This is a genomic window from Neobacillus sp. 114 (genome assembly GCF_030127045.1).
Taxonomy (GTDB): Bacteria; Bacillota; Bacilli; order Bacillales; family Cytobacillaceae; genus Neobacillus; species Neobacillus rhizophilus.
In genome coordinates, this window is the sequence record NZ_CP126144.1 from 1,235,283 (window position 1) to 1,248,938 (window position 13,656).

A 13,656-nucleotide genomic window follows, 5' to 3' on the forward strand; every position below is an offset into this window, starting at 1 on the left:
ATTTATACTTTACTAACGCATAAATTCAACTACGCCTCTGTCTTCGTCCTATCGGACTCGCCAATCGGCGAGTTTTCATTTATGTTATAGTTCAATTTACATAGTTAATTGATATTGTGAAATAGTTATATTTTCAAAATAGTCCAAATGGTTTAGATAAAAATGGTATCACTTTGCCATTGATTTAAATACAATTTAAAAATAAAATTATATTAGGCGAAGGAATTGTGATTATCTTCATTTGTTTTTTGAAAGTAAAGAGGTAAAATGAAAAATTCCTCTATGCAGTTTTAATTTCAACAAGGAGAGGTGCATGTTATGAAAAGAATTAGCTTGGCTTGGCAAATCTTCATTGGTTTAGTGCTTGGTATTATTGTTGGTGCCATTTTCTATGGAAACCCGCATATTGCTGATTACTTACAGCCAATTGGAAACGTTTTTATTCGGTTAATTAAAATGATTGTTGTACCAATTGTGGTTTCGAGTATCATAGTAGGGGTTGCCGGTACCGGTGATATGAAATCTTTAGGGAAACTCGGCGGCAAAACGCTGCTATATTTTGAAATCATTACGACAATTGCCATTGTTGTTGGTCTTTTGGCCGGTAACATCTTCCATCCAGGGACTGGCGTTGACCGTTCTCACTTAACTAAAACTGACATTAACACGTATGTGGAAACTGCCAAAACAACAGAAACCCATTCAATGGTTGATACTTTTGTCAATATTGTTCCGACCAATATCATGCAGTCATTAGCGAACGGTGATATGTTAGCGATCATCTTCTTCTCCGTCATGTTCGGATTGGGCGTTGCCGCTATTGGGGAAAAAGGAACCCCGATAATCAATTTCTTCAAGGGAACAGCTGATGCTATGTTCTATGTGACCAATCAAATTATGAAGGTTGCTCCAATTGGTGTATTTGCCTTAATTGGTGTAACAGTTTCAAAATTTGGGTTATCTTCGCTAATTCCTTTAGGGAAATTGGTCATCGTTGTGTACGGTGCCATGGCGTTCTTTATTTTAGTGGTCTTAGGATTAACAGCTAAAATAGTCGGTTTTAATATCTTTAAGCTATTGAAATATTTGAAAGACGAACTATTATTAGGTTATTCTACAGCAAGCTCGGAAACAGTTCTTCCAAAAATTATGGAAAAAATGGAGAAACTCGGCTGTCCAAAGGCGATTACCTCCTTCGTTATACCAACGGGCTATTCCTTTAATCTGGATGGTTCTACCTTGTACCAAGCTATTGCGGCGTTGTTTATTGCACAAATGTACGGAATCCATATGAGCATCGGCCACCAAATTACGTTGGTGCTGGTATTGATGATTACCTCTAAAGGGATTGCCGGGGTTCCAGGTGTATCATTCGTTGTTCTTCTTGCCACTTTGGGAACCGTAGGTATCCCAGTAGAAGGTCTTGCCTTCATCGCCGGGATTGACCGTATTCTAGACATGGCACGGACTTGCGTCAATATCGTCGGCAACTCTTTGGCTGCCATCGTAATCTCAAGATGGGAAGGCCATAAGGTTGATGACGAGGTAAAAGAATTAGTGGCATAGTGGTAATAATAAATCAAGGTGTCTGATACTTTTATGGTGTCAGGCGCCTTTTTATTATGGCGAACTTTGAAAAAATAGGTCCTTGTTTAATTAGATTAGTCTGAAAAAATTACCAAGAATAAAGGTAAAACTACATTTGTGAAGGTTTGTAAAATATTGTTAATATTTTGACGAAAAAACGCCTGGAAGAAGTTCCAGGCGTTTTTTTTGCAATCTCTGAAAATGTAAAATAGTAGTAAATGCGCCAATACCTTTTCAAATGGTTACACATATTTTAGTAATATAGGACAACCACTTGAGGGAGGTGCAATTTTTTGCATAACGGAGGACAAAGAAATCCATTTGGCTTTTGTATATTCCCTGGTTACCGCTGGTGAGGTCCAGGCTGCAGCGGGCCGGGTGCCCCCATTAATGATGTTGATGAATGTTGTCAGTGGCATGACAATTGCCTAAAACGTGGAATTGACCCATGTCACTGTGATTTTGGATTCATGGATTGCCTGCGCCACAAACGAAATCGACATACAGATAAAGGAAGAAAAGCGGCGCTAATGTATGATTTTATGAAGATGAAGACTGCATTTACCTGTCGCGAACGGTATGAATCTCGGGATTGAAAATATGTTCATGAAGTATTTTCGCCAGTAAGCCTCTCAAATAATCGACAAAAAAATATAAATGATGGGTATAATTTTTCGTCTGAAATCTGCGCCATTATGCATGTTACTGCCGTATTTATCCAATCATAAACCGATTCTCGATTACCGAAAATAATAGCGGTCGCTTGAATATTGCAAAGGGGGAAACGGTATGAAATGGCATAAGCGGATTCTTTCGATGATTCAGGAGCGTCAGGATAAAAAGGTGGCCTTGGCAGTGGACACTTCAAGTAATGATGCCCCAACGATTCTCATCAATAACATAGTCAAACTGTTTGAAACAGTCAAACCTGATACGATTTTGGTTCAAGCAGATTTTAAAATAAGGAGCATTTCTCCGGTGAAGAGCGACACGATTAAATGGTATTCTCACGGGAAATCCTCCTATACATTAGTTCTAGAGTGGGCGAAGCAAGAACAAATCGATACGCTGTTTTATATTACCGATGTCACCGGCTTTTTTTCCGAAGACATAGAAAAGCTCGATTATGAAATGTTTTGGCTTGTACCGGGCGTATTCCTTCCAAGAGTGCCGTTTGGCAAAGCAATTAAAGTGGCCTAAAATCGTTAAAAAGACCAAATCCCAGGTTTGGTCTTGTTCGTCCTTATTCTAATAAAATAAAAAAAAGCGTGGTGGCTGCCACGCTTCAAAACGGTTGGATGTTTAGGAGGGTTGTCCAAACAGAATTAGTATCCCATGAAGCTTGTTCCTACAATAATCAAAAGGATGAACAGAACGACAATCAATACGAAACTGTTGCCCATGCCGTACATAACCTCACCTCCTTTTCAGGTACTACAATGTATTCAAAGGGTTTATTTTTTGAACTGGACAAGTATGGAATTATACCGAAATATCTTTATCTGTTGAAAAAATAAAATTCTAAAAGATGGTATTGCCTTCAACAATTTCATATAATTATTCTATTATGCAAAGATTGTAGGAGGCAGAAATGTCGAAAAAGACGATTGTTTTTACAGGCGGGGGTACCGCAGGCCATGTTACACCAAATCTCGCCATCATCAGTGAGATAAGAAATGACTGGGATATAAAATATATTGGCTCCAAAAAGGGCATTGAAAAGGAATTAATTGAAAAAATCGGAGTCCCGTATTATGGAATAAGCAGCGGGAAGCTGAGAAGGTATATTGATTTTGAAAATGTTAAGGATATCTTCCGAGTGTTGAAGGGCTGCCTAGAGGCAAGAAGGGTTTTGAAAAAATTAAAGCCCGATTTGGTGTTTTCGAAAGGTGGATTTGTGTCTGTTCCGGTCATAATTGCAGCCAGTTCTTTAAAAATCCCGATCTTTATCCATGAAAGTGATATGACTCCGGGTCTGGCGAATAAGATTTCCCAACGGTTTGCGAACAAAATCTTTACATCCTTTGAAGAGACGGAAAAATACTTTCCGAAAGGTAAAGTGAAGGCCATTGGCTCACCAATAAGGAAGGAAATTTTAGAGGGCTCGGCGGACAAAGGGAAACGCTCCCTAGGATTCCATGGCGGCCGGCCGATTCTGACCATTATGGGTGGAAGCCTGGGGGCAAGAAAGATCAATGAGGCAGTAAGAGGCTCGCTAAAAGAGCTGACGGTAAAGTACCAAATTGCTCATTTGTGTGGGAAAAATAATCTTGATCCCAGCCTTGAAGGCGTTCCAGGGTACAAGCAATTTGAATATGTACATGAAGAGCTCTCGGATATTTTAGCAGCAACAGACCTGGTGATTACAAGGGGAGGCTCCAATGCCATTTTTGAATTTTTGGCATTAAATATCCCGATGTTAATTATTCCACTCGGTCTGCAGCAAAGCAGGGGCGACCAGATTTTAAATGCAAAAGCCTTTGCGCAAAAAGGATTCTCCTTCACCCTTGAAGAAGAACAATTAACTAGTGAATCGCTTTTGAAACATCTGGAAGAGCTTGACCAAAAAAGTGCGGAGATCCGCCAGAATATGAAGCGTTCACAGCAAGGGGAAGCCCTGCAGACGCTGGTTACGGAAATCAATAAATATAGATAAAAAAAGCTAGCGAAGGCTAGCTTTTTTAATTGGATTGGGTATTTAATTTTTCTAATTCATCTTGAATTGCCTTCACGTCAATTCGTTCAAATAATGGCTTCACTCCAGTAATTTTGTCCGGGACAGAATCGGTAGATTCCCATGTAAACTCGGAACGAGCAAACATCTGATTGACCTCTTTGCTGGAGAACGGCAAAAACGGTGCTAATAATTGCGCTAAATTCAATATGACGATCGTACAATTGAAAATGGTTTGGTCGCATTCGCTTTTATTTTCAGCAATTTGTTTCCATGGCTTTTGTTCGTCAAAATATTTATTCGTTAATCGGACGAGAATGAAAACCTCTTCTAATGCCTGTTTGAAATGCCCGCCTTCAATACTCTTACCAACCGTCTGATAGGCCTTTTTTATTTTGGCGTGAATATCAGGTTTAATAGAACCAATTGGTATATGGCCTCCGTAATATTTTTCAATAAACTTCAACGTCCTATTGACCAGGTTCCCATACCCGCCAAGCAACTCGGAGTTGTGGCTATAAATAAATTCCCTCCAAGAAAAATCAGTATCCCGATTCTCAGGGGCGTTTATTGTTAAAAAATAACGAAGCGAATCGGGATGGTATTTTTCCAATATGTCCGGCACCCAAACAGCCCAATTGCGGCTGGTCGAAATCTTTTTCTTTTCAAGCGTTAAATATTCATTCGAAACAATATGGTCAGGAAGCTTTTTGTTTTGAATGCCTAGTAAAATCGCTGGCCAAATGATGCTATGAAAAGGAATATTATCTTTTCCGTGCACATAATAAGAAATGGCGTCCTCACTCCAAAATTTTGAATCGTTTTTTCCGGAATCCAAGGCCCATTTTTTGCTGGCGGAATAATACCCCGAGACTGCCTCAATCCAAACATAGATTTTTTTCTCTTCATATCCTTTTACGGGTACGCTGATTCCCACAGGTAAATCTCTGGATACAGCTCGGTCTTGCAGTCCTTCGTTGATATATCTTTCTGTTAATTGGATAGCATTCTGCCGCCAGGCAGCATTCTTTTTAGCTCTGGAAACCAAGTTTGTGAGCGGTTCTTTGAATTTTGTTAATGAAAAATAGAAGTGCTCCGTTTGCCTGATGGCCGGAGTATTCCCGCATAGCTTGCACTTTTTCTCTAATAGGTCGATTGGGTCCAGCATGGTGGAGCAATAATCACATTGGTCGCCGCGTGATGGCTGACCGCAATTGGGACAAATCCCCTCGACGTATCGGTCAGGAAGAAACTGCTCGCAGGATTCACAATACGTTTGCTCGATTTCTTTTTTATAAATATAGCCATTGTTGATGAGATCCAAGAAAATTTGCTGAACCGTTTTATGGTGGTGCTCTGAATCTGTTCTCGTGTAGCAATCGTATGAAAATCCTAGCCTTTTAAAATTGTCGTCGAACTCGTTATGGTAGCGGTCGGCAATTTCCTTTGGGGAAACACCTTCCTGTTTGGCGCGGATAGCAATCGGTGTCCCGTTGCAGTCACTTCCAGAAACGTACAATACATTTTCTCCTCGTTGCCGATAGTAACGGGCCAAAATATCGCCCGGCAAAAGGCTTGCGATATGACCGAGATGCAGCGATCCATTCGCATACGGCCATGCTCCTCCAATAAATACATTCATTTCAATTACCTCCTTTTTTGAAAAACAAAAAACCCCGCCCTTATCCATAGAAAATAGATAAGGACGGGGTTATATTAATATCCCGTGGTACCACCTTAATTTACTAACTGCTCACGCAATCAGTCTCTGCAAGTACGGAACGTTGATGTTCGATACTGTGGTTTTGATAACGAGTACCAACTCTCGCCGCAGCCTACTAGTTACAGGGAGTAACGTTCAGGACGGAGCTCAGAGGCCATTGTTCAAATGAGTCACTTTGCTTCTTTTCAGCTCCCGAAGCTCTCTGGTGAAAGTATCGTCATTTTACTTTTCCTCATCATCGCTTATGATGAATATATTGGATTTATTATAAAGGGTAAATTTTTCAAAATCAATGAATATTTGAAAATGGGCTTTAAGTATTGAACGGGAAAAACAAAGCCTGCTATTTTGCCCGAAACGTGAAATTTTTGAGTGGAACGGTAAAAATAAGGCCTCTATTTTGCCCGAAGCATGAAAATTTTGAGTGGAACGGTAAAAATAAGGCCGCTATTTTGCCCGAAACATGAAAATTTTGAGTAGAACGGTAAAAATAAGGCCGCTATTTTGCCCGAAACATGAAAATTTTGAGTGGAACGGTAAAAATAAGGCATCTATTTTGCCCGAAGCATGAAATTTTGAGTGGAACGGTAAAAATAAGGCATCTATTTTGCCCGAAACATGAAAATTTTGAGTAGAACGGTAAAAATATAAGGCCGCTATTTTGCCCGAAACATGAAAATTTTGAGTGGAACGGTAAAAATAAGGCATCTATTTTGCGCGAAGCATGAAAATTTTGAGTGGAACGGTAAAAATAAGGCCGCTATTTTGCCCGAAACATGAAAATTTTGAGTAGAACGGTAAAAATAAGGCCGCTATTTTGCCCGAAACATGAAAATTTTGAGTGGAACGGTAAAAATAAGGCCGCTATTTTGCCCGAAACATGAAAATTTTGAGTAGAACGGTAAAAATATAGCCTGCTATTTTGCCCAAAACCTGAAAATGGATGATGGAACAGGAAAATAAAGCCCGGTATTTTGCCCGAACCTTGAAAATAGAGGCTAGAACGGGAAGAATAAGCCCGCTATTTTGCCCGAACCTTGAAAATGGAGGATGGAACGGTAAAAATAAACCTTCTATTTTTACCTTTTAACAAAAATAAGACTGTTACGGGTAAAAATACCGCAACCCTGCTCACATAAAAGAAAAGACCCTGCCAAACGGCAGGGATTCTTCTTATCTTAATTTCCGAATCACAGCCCGCACCGGACTTCCATCTGCCTCCACCAATGGCAGCGGCAGAGCAGCCAACTCATAATCCCCTGGCTCTACCTCATCCAAGACCAATCCCTCTAAAATATGAATCCCGCAGCGAGTAAGCTCATGGTGAGCGGAAAGCTCTTTACTATCAATAGCGTCCACGGATGGTAAATCGAGTCCAAGCAGTCGTACACCCCTCTCAGAAAGATACGCCGCCAACTCCGGCTCTACCGGGGGAATCAAACTAGGAAACGCACGACGGTCTGACCAAGCATCAGTCCGAATTAAAAGTCGCTCAACGCCTCCCAAATCCACACCATTAAGCTCCTTAACTCCTATTTTTGCCACATTCGGCAAATGAACAACCCGCGCCGGGCCAATATACAAATTAATATCCAAATCAATAACCCTTTTTCCATCATTATCAAAATGGAATGGAGCATCAATGTGGGTACCGGTGTGAGCACTCATCGTGATTTCGCCGACATTGCAGGAGCCGCTTTCCTCCATGCTCCAGCTTACCTTATATGAGAAAGGGGTATCCCCCGGCCAAACGACAATATTGTTATCCAGCCGCTGCGAAATATCTATCCATTTATTCATTCAAATACCGCCTCCAACACATTTATAGCCTAAGTGTATTACAGCTTTGTCCTTAGGCTCAAGAGCTCCGGGAAGAATTGATGGTCAATGACCTTTTTTAAATATGGGACACCGGAGGATCCGCCAGTTCCTTTTTTATGGCCAATAATTCTCTCCACGGTCGTCAAGTGATGAAACCTCCAGAGCTGCTGCTGATTGCCGATGTCGACCAGTTTTTCAGCCAGTTCGTAGAGGTCCCAGTATTTATCAGTATTGCGGTATACATCCAGCCACGCCTCCTCGACACTGTTATTTGGCTCATAACACACCGACCAATCTCGTTTCAGCACAACTCCATCAACAGGTAATCCATTAGCTGCAAGGGCGGAGATGGCTGCATCATAAATGCTAGGCTCGCCAAGAGCATCGCACATCTTTTTATATAGATCAGCCTGATGCCGATAAACAGCCAATTTCCCTGGGTTTTTCTGACCTAACGCAAACTCAATCAACCTATTTTGATACGATTGGAACCCAGAAGAACGTCCAAGTTTATGGCGAAATTGCATGTAATCAGCAGGCGTCAAGGTCGTGAGAACATTCCACGACTGGATTAACTGCTGCTGAATCTTGGAAACACGAGACAACATCTTAAACGAGGGCTCCAAATCGTTTCGGAGAATACATTGGATGGCTGCGTTCACTTCGTGCAGAATTAGCTTCATCCATAGCTCGCTCGTCTGGTGGATGATGATAAACAGCATTTCATCGTGGTGGTCGGATAACAGCCGCTGGCTCGATAGGATGTTATCGAGCTGAAGATAATCCCCGTAGGACATTTCTTTTTGAAAGTCAGTCTTAATTTCCTTATCTAAACCAAAGTTTTGGTCTTGCGCATCGCTTTCCATACATTTAGGCTCCTTTATTAAATTTTTTTTAAAAAAGACCAAATACTACGCGACGATATCCCGCTCATTGGCAAACTTCTCATACTGCTTCTCCGACATAATCACCTTCAGAACTTGAACAACCTTCCAAACTTCTTCAAAGGTGTTGTAAAGAGCAACCGGAGCCAGCCGGATGATATTAGGAGCTCGGAAATCTGGAACGACCCCATTTTCTTTTAATGCTTTGCAAATGCGGGCCGCCTCATCATGCTCAAGACTGACATGTCCACCGCGGCGAGAATCCTCTTGAGGATTTCCAACCACGAAATCCAAATCAGTCAACTCATGTTCAATTAATTTCATCAAATAGCGGGTAAATTGAAGGGATTTTAATCGAATATTCTCAATCCCGGCTTCAGCGAAAATCTCCAGGGAGCCAATAAGAGGGGCGAGGCTCAAAACATGTGGTGTGCCAATTTGATAAGCGGCCGCTGTTTCCGCCGGTGTAAAGGTATGCTCCAAATCAAATTGCTTCTCTTTGTTCGAGCCAAACCATCCAGCTAAACCAGGGGATACCCCAAAATGTTTCCGATTCACATACAAACCACCGACTGCCCCAGGCCCGCCGTTTAAATATTTGTAATTGCACCAATAGGCAAAATCAACATCCCATTCGCTGAAGGAATGAGGGATGGCGCCAATCGAATGGCAGGCATCAAAACCTATTAAAATATTCCTCTTATGTGCTTCCGCCGTTAACCGTTTCATATCCAGTACTTGCCCGCTCCGGTACAATACTGTCGGAAGGATGACCAAGGCAACGTCATCGGTCATCGCTTCGATAATATCGTCCTCTTCTATGAATCTACCATCGCGGCTCCTCACGCATATAAGGTGGGCATCCGGATCATGACCATGAAGCTGTAGCTGGCTTTTTAATGCATAAATATCACTAGGAAAGTTTAATTCATCGGCTAATATTTTCGTCCGGGATCCTGTTGGTTTATAAAAAGTAGCAATGAGCTGATGGAGATTAGTAGTTGTGGAACTGCAGGCAATTATCTCGTCCCGAGCTGCTCCAATAAGGGGTGCCGTCATTTCTCCCAATTTTTCTGATAGGAAAAACCATGGCTGCTTTCCTTTTGTCCAGCCATCGATTCCAAATTCCTTCCAAGCTTCGATAGTATCGAGAAGGGTCCGTTCCGCCCGTTTGGAAAGCAAACCTAGAGAGTTTCCGTCCATATAAATGGAATCCGGCTTGATGAAAAACTCATCACGAAATCCCGAAAGAGCATCTTCATTGTCCAATTTTCTGGCAAAATCCAGCGTTGGCACAAAATCTTCTACGTTCATCGGTCTCCTCCTTTTCTTATAAAATATATATTCCAACTGCAACGTAACAATGTATAGGAAATGGGTGTCAGGCACCGCTCGTGGACACTTGTGAAAAGGAGGCAAAAAAATAGATTGGTGACAGCACCAATCAAGATTATGGGAAGTTTTAAGAAATGAGTTCGACGAACTTATTTCTTAATTAAGTTACCTTTATAATAGGGAAAAGTTATGTAGAAGTTAGGGGGAAGATGTGTGGAATTTGTGAAGATTATACTTTTTAAAAGCCAACTGCTAACTCGCAAATAGCATCCCTAAAAACTTTGGTACAAAATGGTTTAATTTACAGTTTACTTGTTTTATAATTTTATATGTTAACCTGTTTGTAATTTTAGTTAACAAATAAAATTGAGGTGATAATGTGAGTTGGTCAAAACTAGCAAATGAAGTGCTCGAAGGATACGTTCTAACAAAAGAACAAGCCAAGGAAATTTTGCACTCTAAAGACGACGATATCTTGTCTCTAGTCAATGCCGCCTATGAAATCCGCAGACATTATTATGGTAAGAAGGTAAAGTTAAATTTAATCATTAACGCCAAAAGCGGTCTATGTCCAGAGGATTGCGGATATTGTGCGCAGTCCATTAAAGCAAAAACGGAAATCGATCGGTATACCCTCATCAGCAAGCAGACCATTGTGGAGGGCGCCAAGGAAGCAAAGAAAAACAAAATCGGTACATACTGTATCGTCATGAGCGGACGGAAACCGACCAATAACGAAGTTGATACCGTCATTTCTGCAGTTCAAGAGATTAAGAGCGAGGTCGAGCAAATCAAGATTTGCGCTTGTATGGGATTGGTCAGTGAGGAGCAAGCTTACAAATTGAAGGCAGCAGGAGTAGACCGCTTCAATCACAATATCAATACAAGTGCCAATCACCATGCTAATATCACCACCACACATGATTATGACGACCGTATCGAAACGATTGAAAATGTGAAGAAAGCAGGGATTTCCCCTTGCTCTGGCGTCATTTGTGGAATGGGAGAGACTGATGATGATATTGTTGAGATGGCATTTGCGCTAAGGGAACTGGATGCCGACTCCATCCCGGTCAATTTCCTTCACCCAATCAAAGGAACGAAGCTAGAGGATTTAAACGACCTTACACCGATGCGATGTCTCAAAATCTTAGCGCTATTCCGTTTCATCAATCCGACAAAAGAAATCCGCATCTCAGGCGGCCGTGAATTTAACTTGCGTTCCCTGCAGAATCTAGGGCTGTTCATCGCCAACTCCATATTCGTCGGTGATTACCTGACAACTGCCGGCCAAGGGGCAAGTGAAGACTATCAACTCATTAAAGACCTAGGCTTCGAAATTGAAGAGAACCCATTTGAAACAGAAAGCCAGACATTTGCGGAAACCTATTAAAGAAAGCCCCCTCACTGCTCGCTGAATGGTGGGGGGATAATTTTTAAATGGCAAAAAAATAGATTGGTGTAAGCACCAATCAAAATTATGGGAAGTTTTAAGAAATGAGTTCAATAAACTTATTTCCTAATTAAGTTACTTTTATATTATTAGATTCTTGTGTAGAACTTATAGAGAACTTACGTGGAAGTTATGAAGATTTTTGTTATCCGAAAATTAGGTTGATATCTTTAATTGATTCCATGTTTCTTCCCATTTCTTTGTTTTAACCCGATTAAAATAAACTTTATTAAGCTCCATATTTGCCAAAAATAATGGAGTCGGTTTAACTTCCATATGAATCAAATCCTCGATTCCCCATGGGGCAGCAATTACTAAGTTGTCTTTTTCATCGAGTTTCACTCCAACCGCTGTTGCTGTTTCGGGAAATTTCGAAATACCATCCACAGCCGAAGAGTAGGGAGCAAGTTTGTTAATAACATGCATTCTGGCCTGATTTTTTATCGACCATGGAATGTCAGGCCTCAGGATTTTTAGTTTTTCTTCACGCTTCTTTTCATCATACTCATCTATATTTTCCGGATTAAAATAAATTACATCGATATCCTGAAGAGGGGTCCTGGTGGTAAATCCATGCAATACATCCCATATTTTTGAGCGGACAAACCCTGCGCATATCCACCAATCAGGCAGATTCATGGTTTTTGCTATTTTTAAAATTTCCATCATCCAGATATCTTCTCTGATAACTTGAATAATATCTTCCTGATTTTTAATAATTTTTAACACTCCTTAGCTATTTTTAAATAATGTAGTCCATATGAAGTACGGCTTAAATAAAATCTAACATATTTTTCCTATAGGGTCCCGTAATTCTTTGAAAATCTATAACACCTGGACAGCATAAAAAACCGATGCCCCGATCGTTATGAATTTTCACCCCAGCAAAACATTCCGACCCGGTAAAACCTTTTCCAAAAACTTTCGTCTAAATTAAAAGAGGTGATACATAATTGAAGGCAATCATATTTGATTTTGATGGATTAATTGTGGATACGGAAACCATCTGGTTCGAGGCTTATAAGGAAGTCCTAGAAAAAGGCTATGGAATAAACCTTACGCTGCAGCAGTTTTCCAAAGTCATAGGAACGGACGACACCGAACTATTTGCTTATATCCAAGAAAACCTGTCGACACCAATAAATTCCGAAGTCATTGAAAACTCTGTCAAACAAATAGTTTTAGAAAAAATGAAGGAGCCTGCCGCACGGGAAGGCGTGGAGGAGTACCTTAAAGAAGCAAAAGAATTAGGATTGAAAATTGGCTTGGCCACCAGCTCAAGCCGTGAGTGGGTGGAAGGTTTTTTAAAAAAGCTCCATATTTTCAAGTACTTTAATGTCATAAAAACACGGGACGATGTTTCTAAAGTGAAACCGAACCCAGAATTATATATTCAAGCTGTCAAAGCACTAGGCATCAAACCATCCGAAGCGGTTGCCTTTGAAGATTCTTTGAATGGTCTCAGAGCGGCAAGAGAAGCAGGAATTCATTGCGTAGTAGTGCCAAACCAAGTTACATCGCATTTAGAGTTTCATGGCCATAGCCACAGGCTGTCTTCAATGGAAGAGATAAACTTGAAGCAATTATTGCAAAAAATTAAGGGGGGAAACGAATGAACGGATATAATATTAGGCTCGGTACCACCAAAGATGAACAATTTTTATGGGAAATGCTATATCAAGCTATCTATATACCAGAAGGTCAGCCGCGGCCAACCAGGGATATTTTGAACGAACCGCATATTGAAAAATCTCTAATTGACTGGGGCAGAAACGGGGACACGGCCATTATTGCGGAGGATCATGATCATCAACCTATCGGGGCGGTTTGGGTTCGATTGTTCGATGAATCCAATAAAACCTACGGCTTTGTCGATAGTCAAACCCCTCTATTGGGTATGGCGCTTATGCCGGAATATCGGGGAAAGGGGATAGGGACTGTTTTGCTTGGCGAAATACTAAGAACCACAAAAGAATTCGGATATAAAGGGATTTCTTTAAGCGTCGACCCAACTAATCCTGCCCTGCAGTTATACAAAAGATTTGGCTTTAAAAAGATAGGTGTTGATGGAACATCTTGGGATATGCTGGTGACATTCTAATGTAAAAAAGAAAAGGTGATGGCACAAAATGTGTCAATCACCTTTTTTATCATTACTCCAAGCCATTTCTATAAGCTT

General features: G+C 40.8%; 12 protein-coding genes and 1 other annotated feature. Of the genes, 6 read left to right on the forward strand and 6 right to left on the reverse strand.

The annotated features are described in order from the left end of the window. Positions 1-318: 318 nt before the first annotated feature. Positions 319-1,566 (forward strand): cation:dicarboxylate symporter family transporter, encoded by a 1,248-nt coding sequence (locus tag QNN06_RS06125; protein ID WP_213118307.1) that lies wholly within the window; start codon positions 319-321, stop codon positions 1,564-1,566. 810 nt (positions 1,567-2,376) lie between these two features. Continuing rightward, positions 2,377-2,787, forward strand: a complete 411-nt coding sequence (locus QNN06_RS06135; RefSeq protein ID WP_284037251.1) for a hypothetical protein — start codon at positions 2,377-2,379, stop codon at positions 2,785-2,787. Positions 2,788-2,912: 125 nt separating this feature from the next. On the opposite strand, the gene QNN06_RS06140 is transcribed toward QNN06_RS06135, so the two are convergent. Then, on the reverse strand, positions 2,913-2,990 hold the full coding sequence (locus QNN06_RS06140) for a YjcZ family sporulation protein (protein ID WP_261363809.1): 78 nt from the start codon (positions 2,988-2,990) through the stop codon (positions 2,913-2,915). 188 nt (positions 2,991-3,178) lie between these two features. Here QNN06_RS06140 and QNN06_RS06145 point away from each other — a divergent pair, with 188 nt between their 5' ends. Next, on the forward strand, positions 3,179-4,243 hold the full coding sequence (locus QNN06_RS06145) for an undecaprenyldiphospho-muramoylpentapeptide beta-N-acetylglucosaminyltransferase (RefSeq protein ID WP_284037252.1): 1,065 nt from the start codon (positions 3,179-3,181) through the stop codon (positions 4,241-4,243). 25 nt (positions 4,244-4,268) lie between these two features. Here QNN06_RS06145 and metG read toward each other — a convergent pair whose 3' ends face one another. The 4 genes from metG to kynU all read right to left on the reverse strand — a co-directional run bounded on the left by metG (position 4,269) and on the right by kynU (position 10,003). Further along, positions 4,269-5,903: a methionine--tRNA ligase gene (gene metG / locus QNN06_RS06150; protein ID WP_217035226.1), complete on the reverse strand. Its 1,635-nt coding sequence runs from the start codon at positions 5,901-5,903 to the stop codon at positions 4,269-4,271. A 56-nt stretch (positions 5,904-5,959) separates the two neighbouring features. After that, positions 5,960-6,232 (reverse strand) — a binding site (T-box leader). Between the two features lie 925 nt (positions 6,233-7,157). Then, a complete protein-coding gene (gene kynB, locus QNN06_RS06155) occupies positions 7,158-7,784 on the reverse strand; it encodes an arylformamidase (protein WP_217035229.1) in 627 nt (208 codons plus the stop codon). A gap of 38 nt (positions 7,785-7,822) precedes the next feature. Then, the gene (gene kynA, locus QNN06_RS06160) at positions 7,823-8,671 is read right to left on the reverse strand and encodes a tryptophan 2,3-dioxygenase (RefSeq protein ID WP_284037253.1); all 849 of its coding nucleotides are present in this window, start codon (positions 8,669-8,671) and stop codon (positions 7,823-7,825) included. Between the two features lie 45 nt (positions 8,672-8,716). After that, positions 8,717-10,003 carry a kynureninase gene (gene kynU, locus QNN06_RS06165; RefSeq protein ID WP_284037254.1) on the reverse strand — a complete coding sequence of 429 codons (1,287 nt, stop codon included), beginning with the start codon at positions 10,001-10,003 and terminating at the stop codon, positions 8,717-8,719. Positions 10,004-10,403: 400 nt separating this feature from the next. Here kynU and bioB point away from each other — a divergent pair, with 400 nt between their 5' ends. After that, a complete protein-coding gene (gene bioB, locus QNN06_RS06170; RefSeq protein ID WP_284037255.1) occupies positions 10,404-11,417 on the forward strand; it encodes a biotin synthase BioB in 1,014 nt (337 codons plus the stop codon). 216 nt (positions 11,418-11,633) lie between these two features. Here the strand turns inward: bioB and QNN06_RS06175 are convergent, their stop codons facing one another. After that, on the reverse strand, positions 11,634-12,146 hold the full coding sequence (locus QNN06_RS06175) for a nucleotidyltransferase family protein (RefSeq protein WP_284037256.1): 513 nt from the start codon (positions 12,144-12,146) through the stop codon (positions 11,634-11,636). A gap of 284 nt (positions 12,147-12,430) precedes the next feature. On the opposite strand from QNN06_RS06175, the gene QNN06_RS06180 reads away from it, so the two are divergent. Together QNN06_RS06180 and QNN06_RS06185 are read left to right on the forward strand one after the other, a co-directional pair. Continuing rightward, the gene (locus tag QNN06_RS06180; protein WP_213118297.1) at positions 12,431-13,093 is read left to right on the forward strand and encodes an HAD family hydrolase; all 663 of its coding nucleotides are present in this window, start codon (positions 12,431-12,433) and stop codon (positions 13,091-13,093) included. Then, positions 13,090-13,578, forward strand: coding sequence for a GNAT family N-acetyltransferase (locus QNN06_RS06185; protein WP_213118296.1), 489 nt, complete (start codon positions 13,090-13,092; stop codon positions 13,576-13,578). The genes QNN06_RS06180 and QNN06_RS06185 overlap by 4 nt, the downstream gene beginning before the upstream one ends. The last annotated feature ends 78 nt before the right edge of the window (positions 13,579-13,656 follow it).

Coding starts and splice junctions, on each gene's coding strand:
- QNN06_RS06145 (WP_284037252.1), top strand. CDS start 3,179: ATGTCGAAAAAGACGATTGTTTTTACAGGCGGGGGTACCGCAGGCCAT.
- kynU (WP_284037254.1), bottom strand. CDS start 10,003: ATGAACGTAGAAGATTTTGTGCCAACGCTGGATTTTGCCAGAAAATTG.
- metG (WP_217035226.1), bottom strand. CDS start 5,903: ATGAATGTATTTATTGGAGGAGCATGGCCGTATGCGAATGGATCGCTG.
- QNN06_RS06135 (WP_284037251.1), top strand. CDS start 2,377: ATGAAATGGCATAAGCGGATTCTTTCGATGATTCAGGAGCGTCAGGAT.
- QNN06_RS06140 (WP_261363809.1), bottom strand. CDS start 2,990: ATGGGCAACAGTTTCGTATTGATTGTCGTTCTGTTCATCCTTTTGATT.
- kynB (WP_217035229.1), bottom strand. CDS start 7,784: ATGAATAAATGGATAGATATTTCGCAGCGGCTGGATAACAATATTGTC.
- QNN06_RS06185 (WP_213118296.1), top strand. CDS start 13,090: ATGAACGGATATAATATTAGGCTCGGTACCACCAAAGATGAACAATTT.
- QNN06_RS06125 (WP_213118307.1), top strand. CDS start 319: ATGAAAAGAATTAGCTTGGCTTGGCAAATCTTCATTGGTTTAGTGCTT.
- QNN06_RS06175 (WP_284037256.1), bottom strand. CDS start 12,146: ATGATGGAAATTTTAAAAATAGCAAAAACCATGAATCTGCCTGATTGG.
- kynA (WP_284037253.1), bottom strand. CDS start 8,671: ATGGAAAGCGATGCGCAAGACCAAAACTTTGGTTTAGATAAGGAAATT.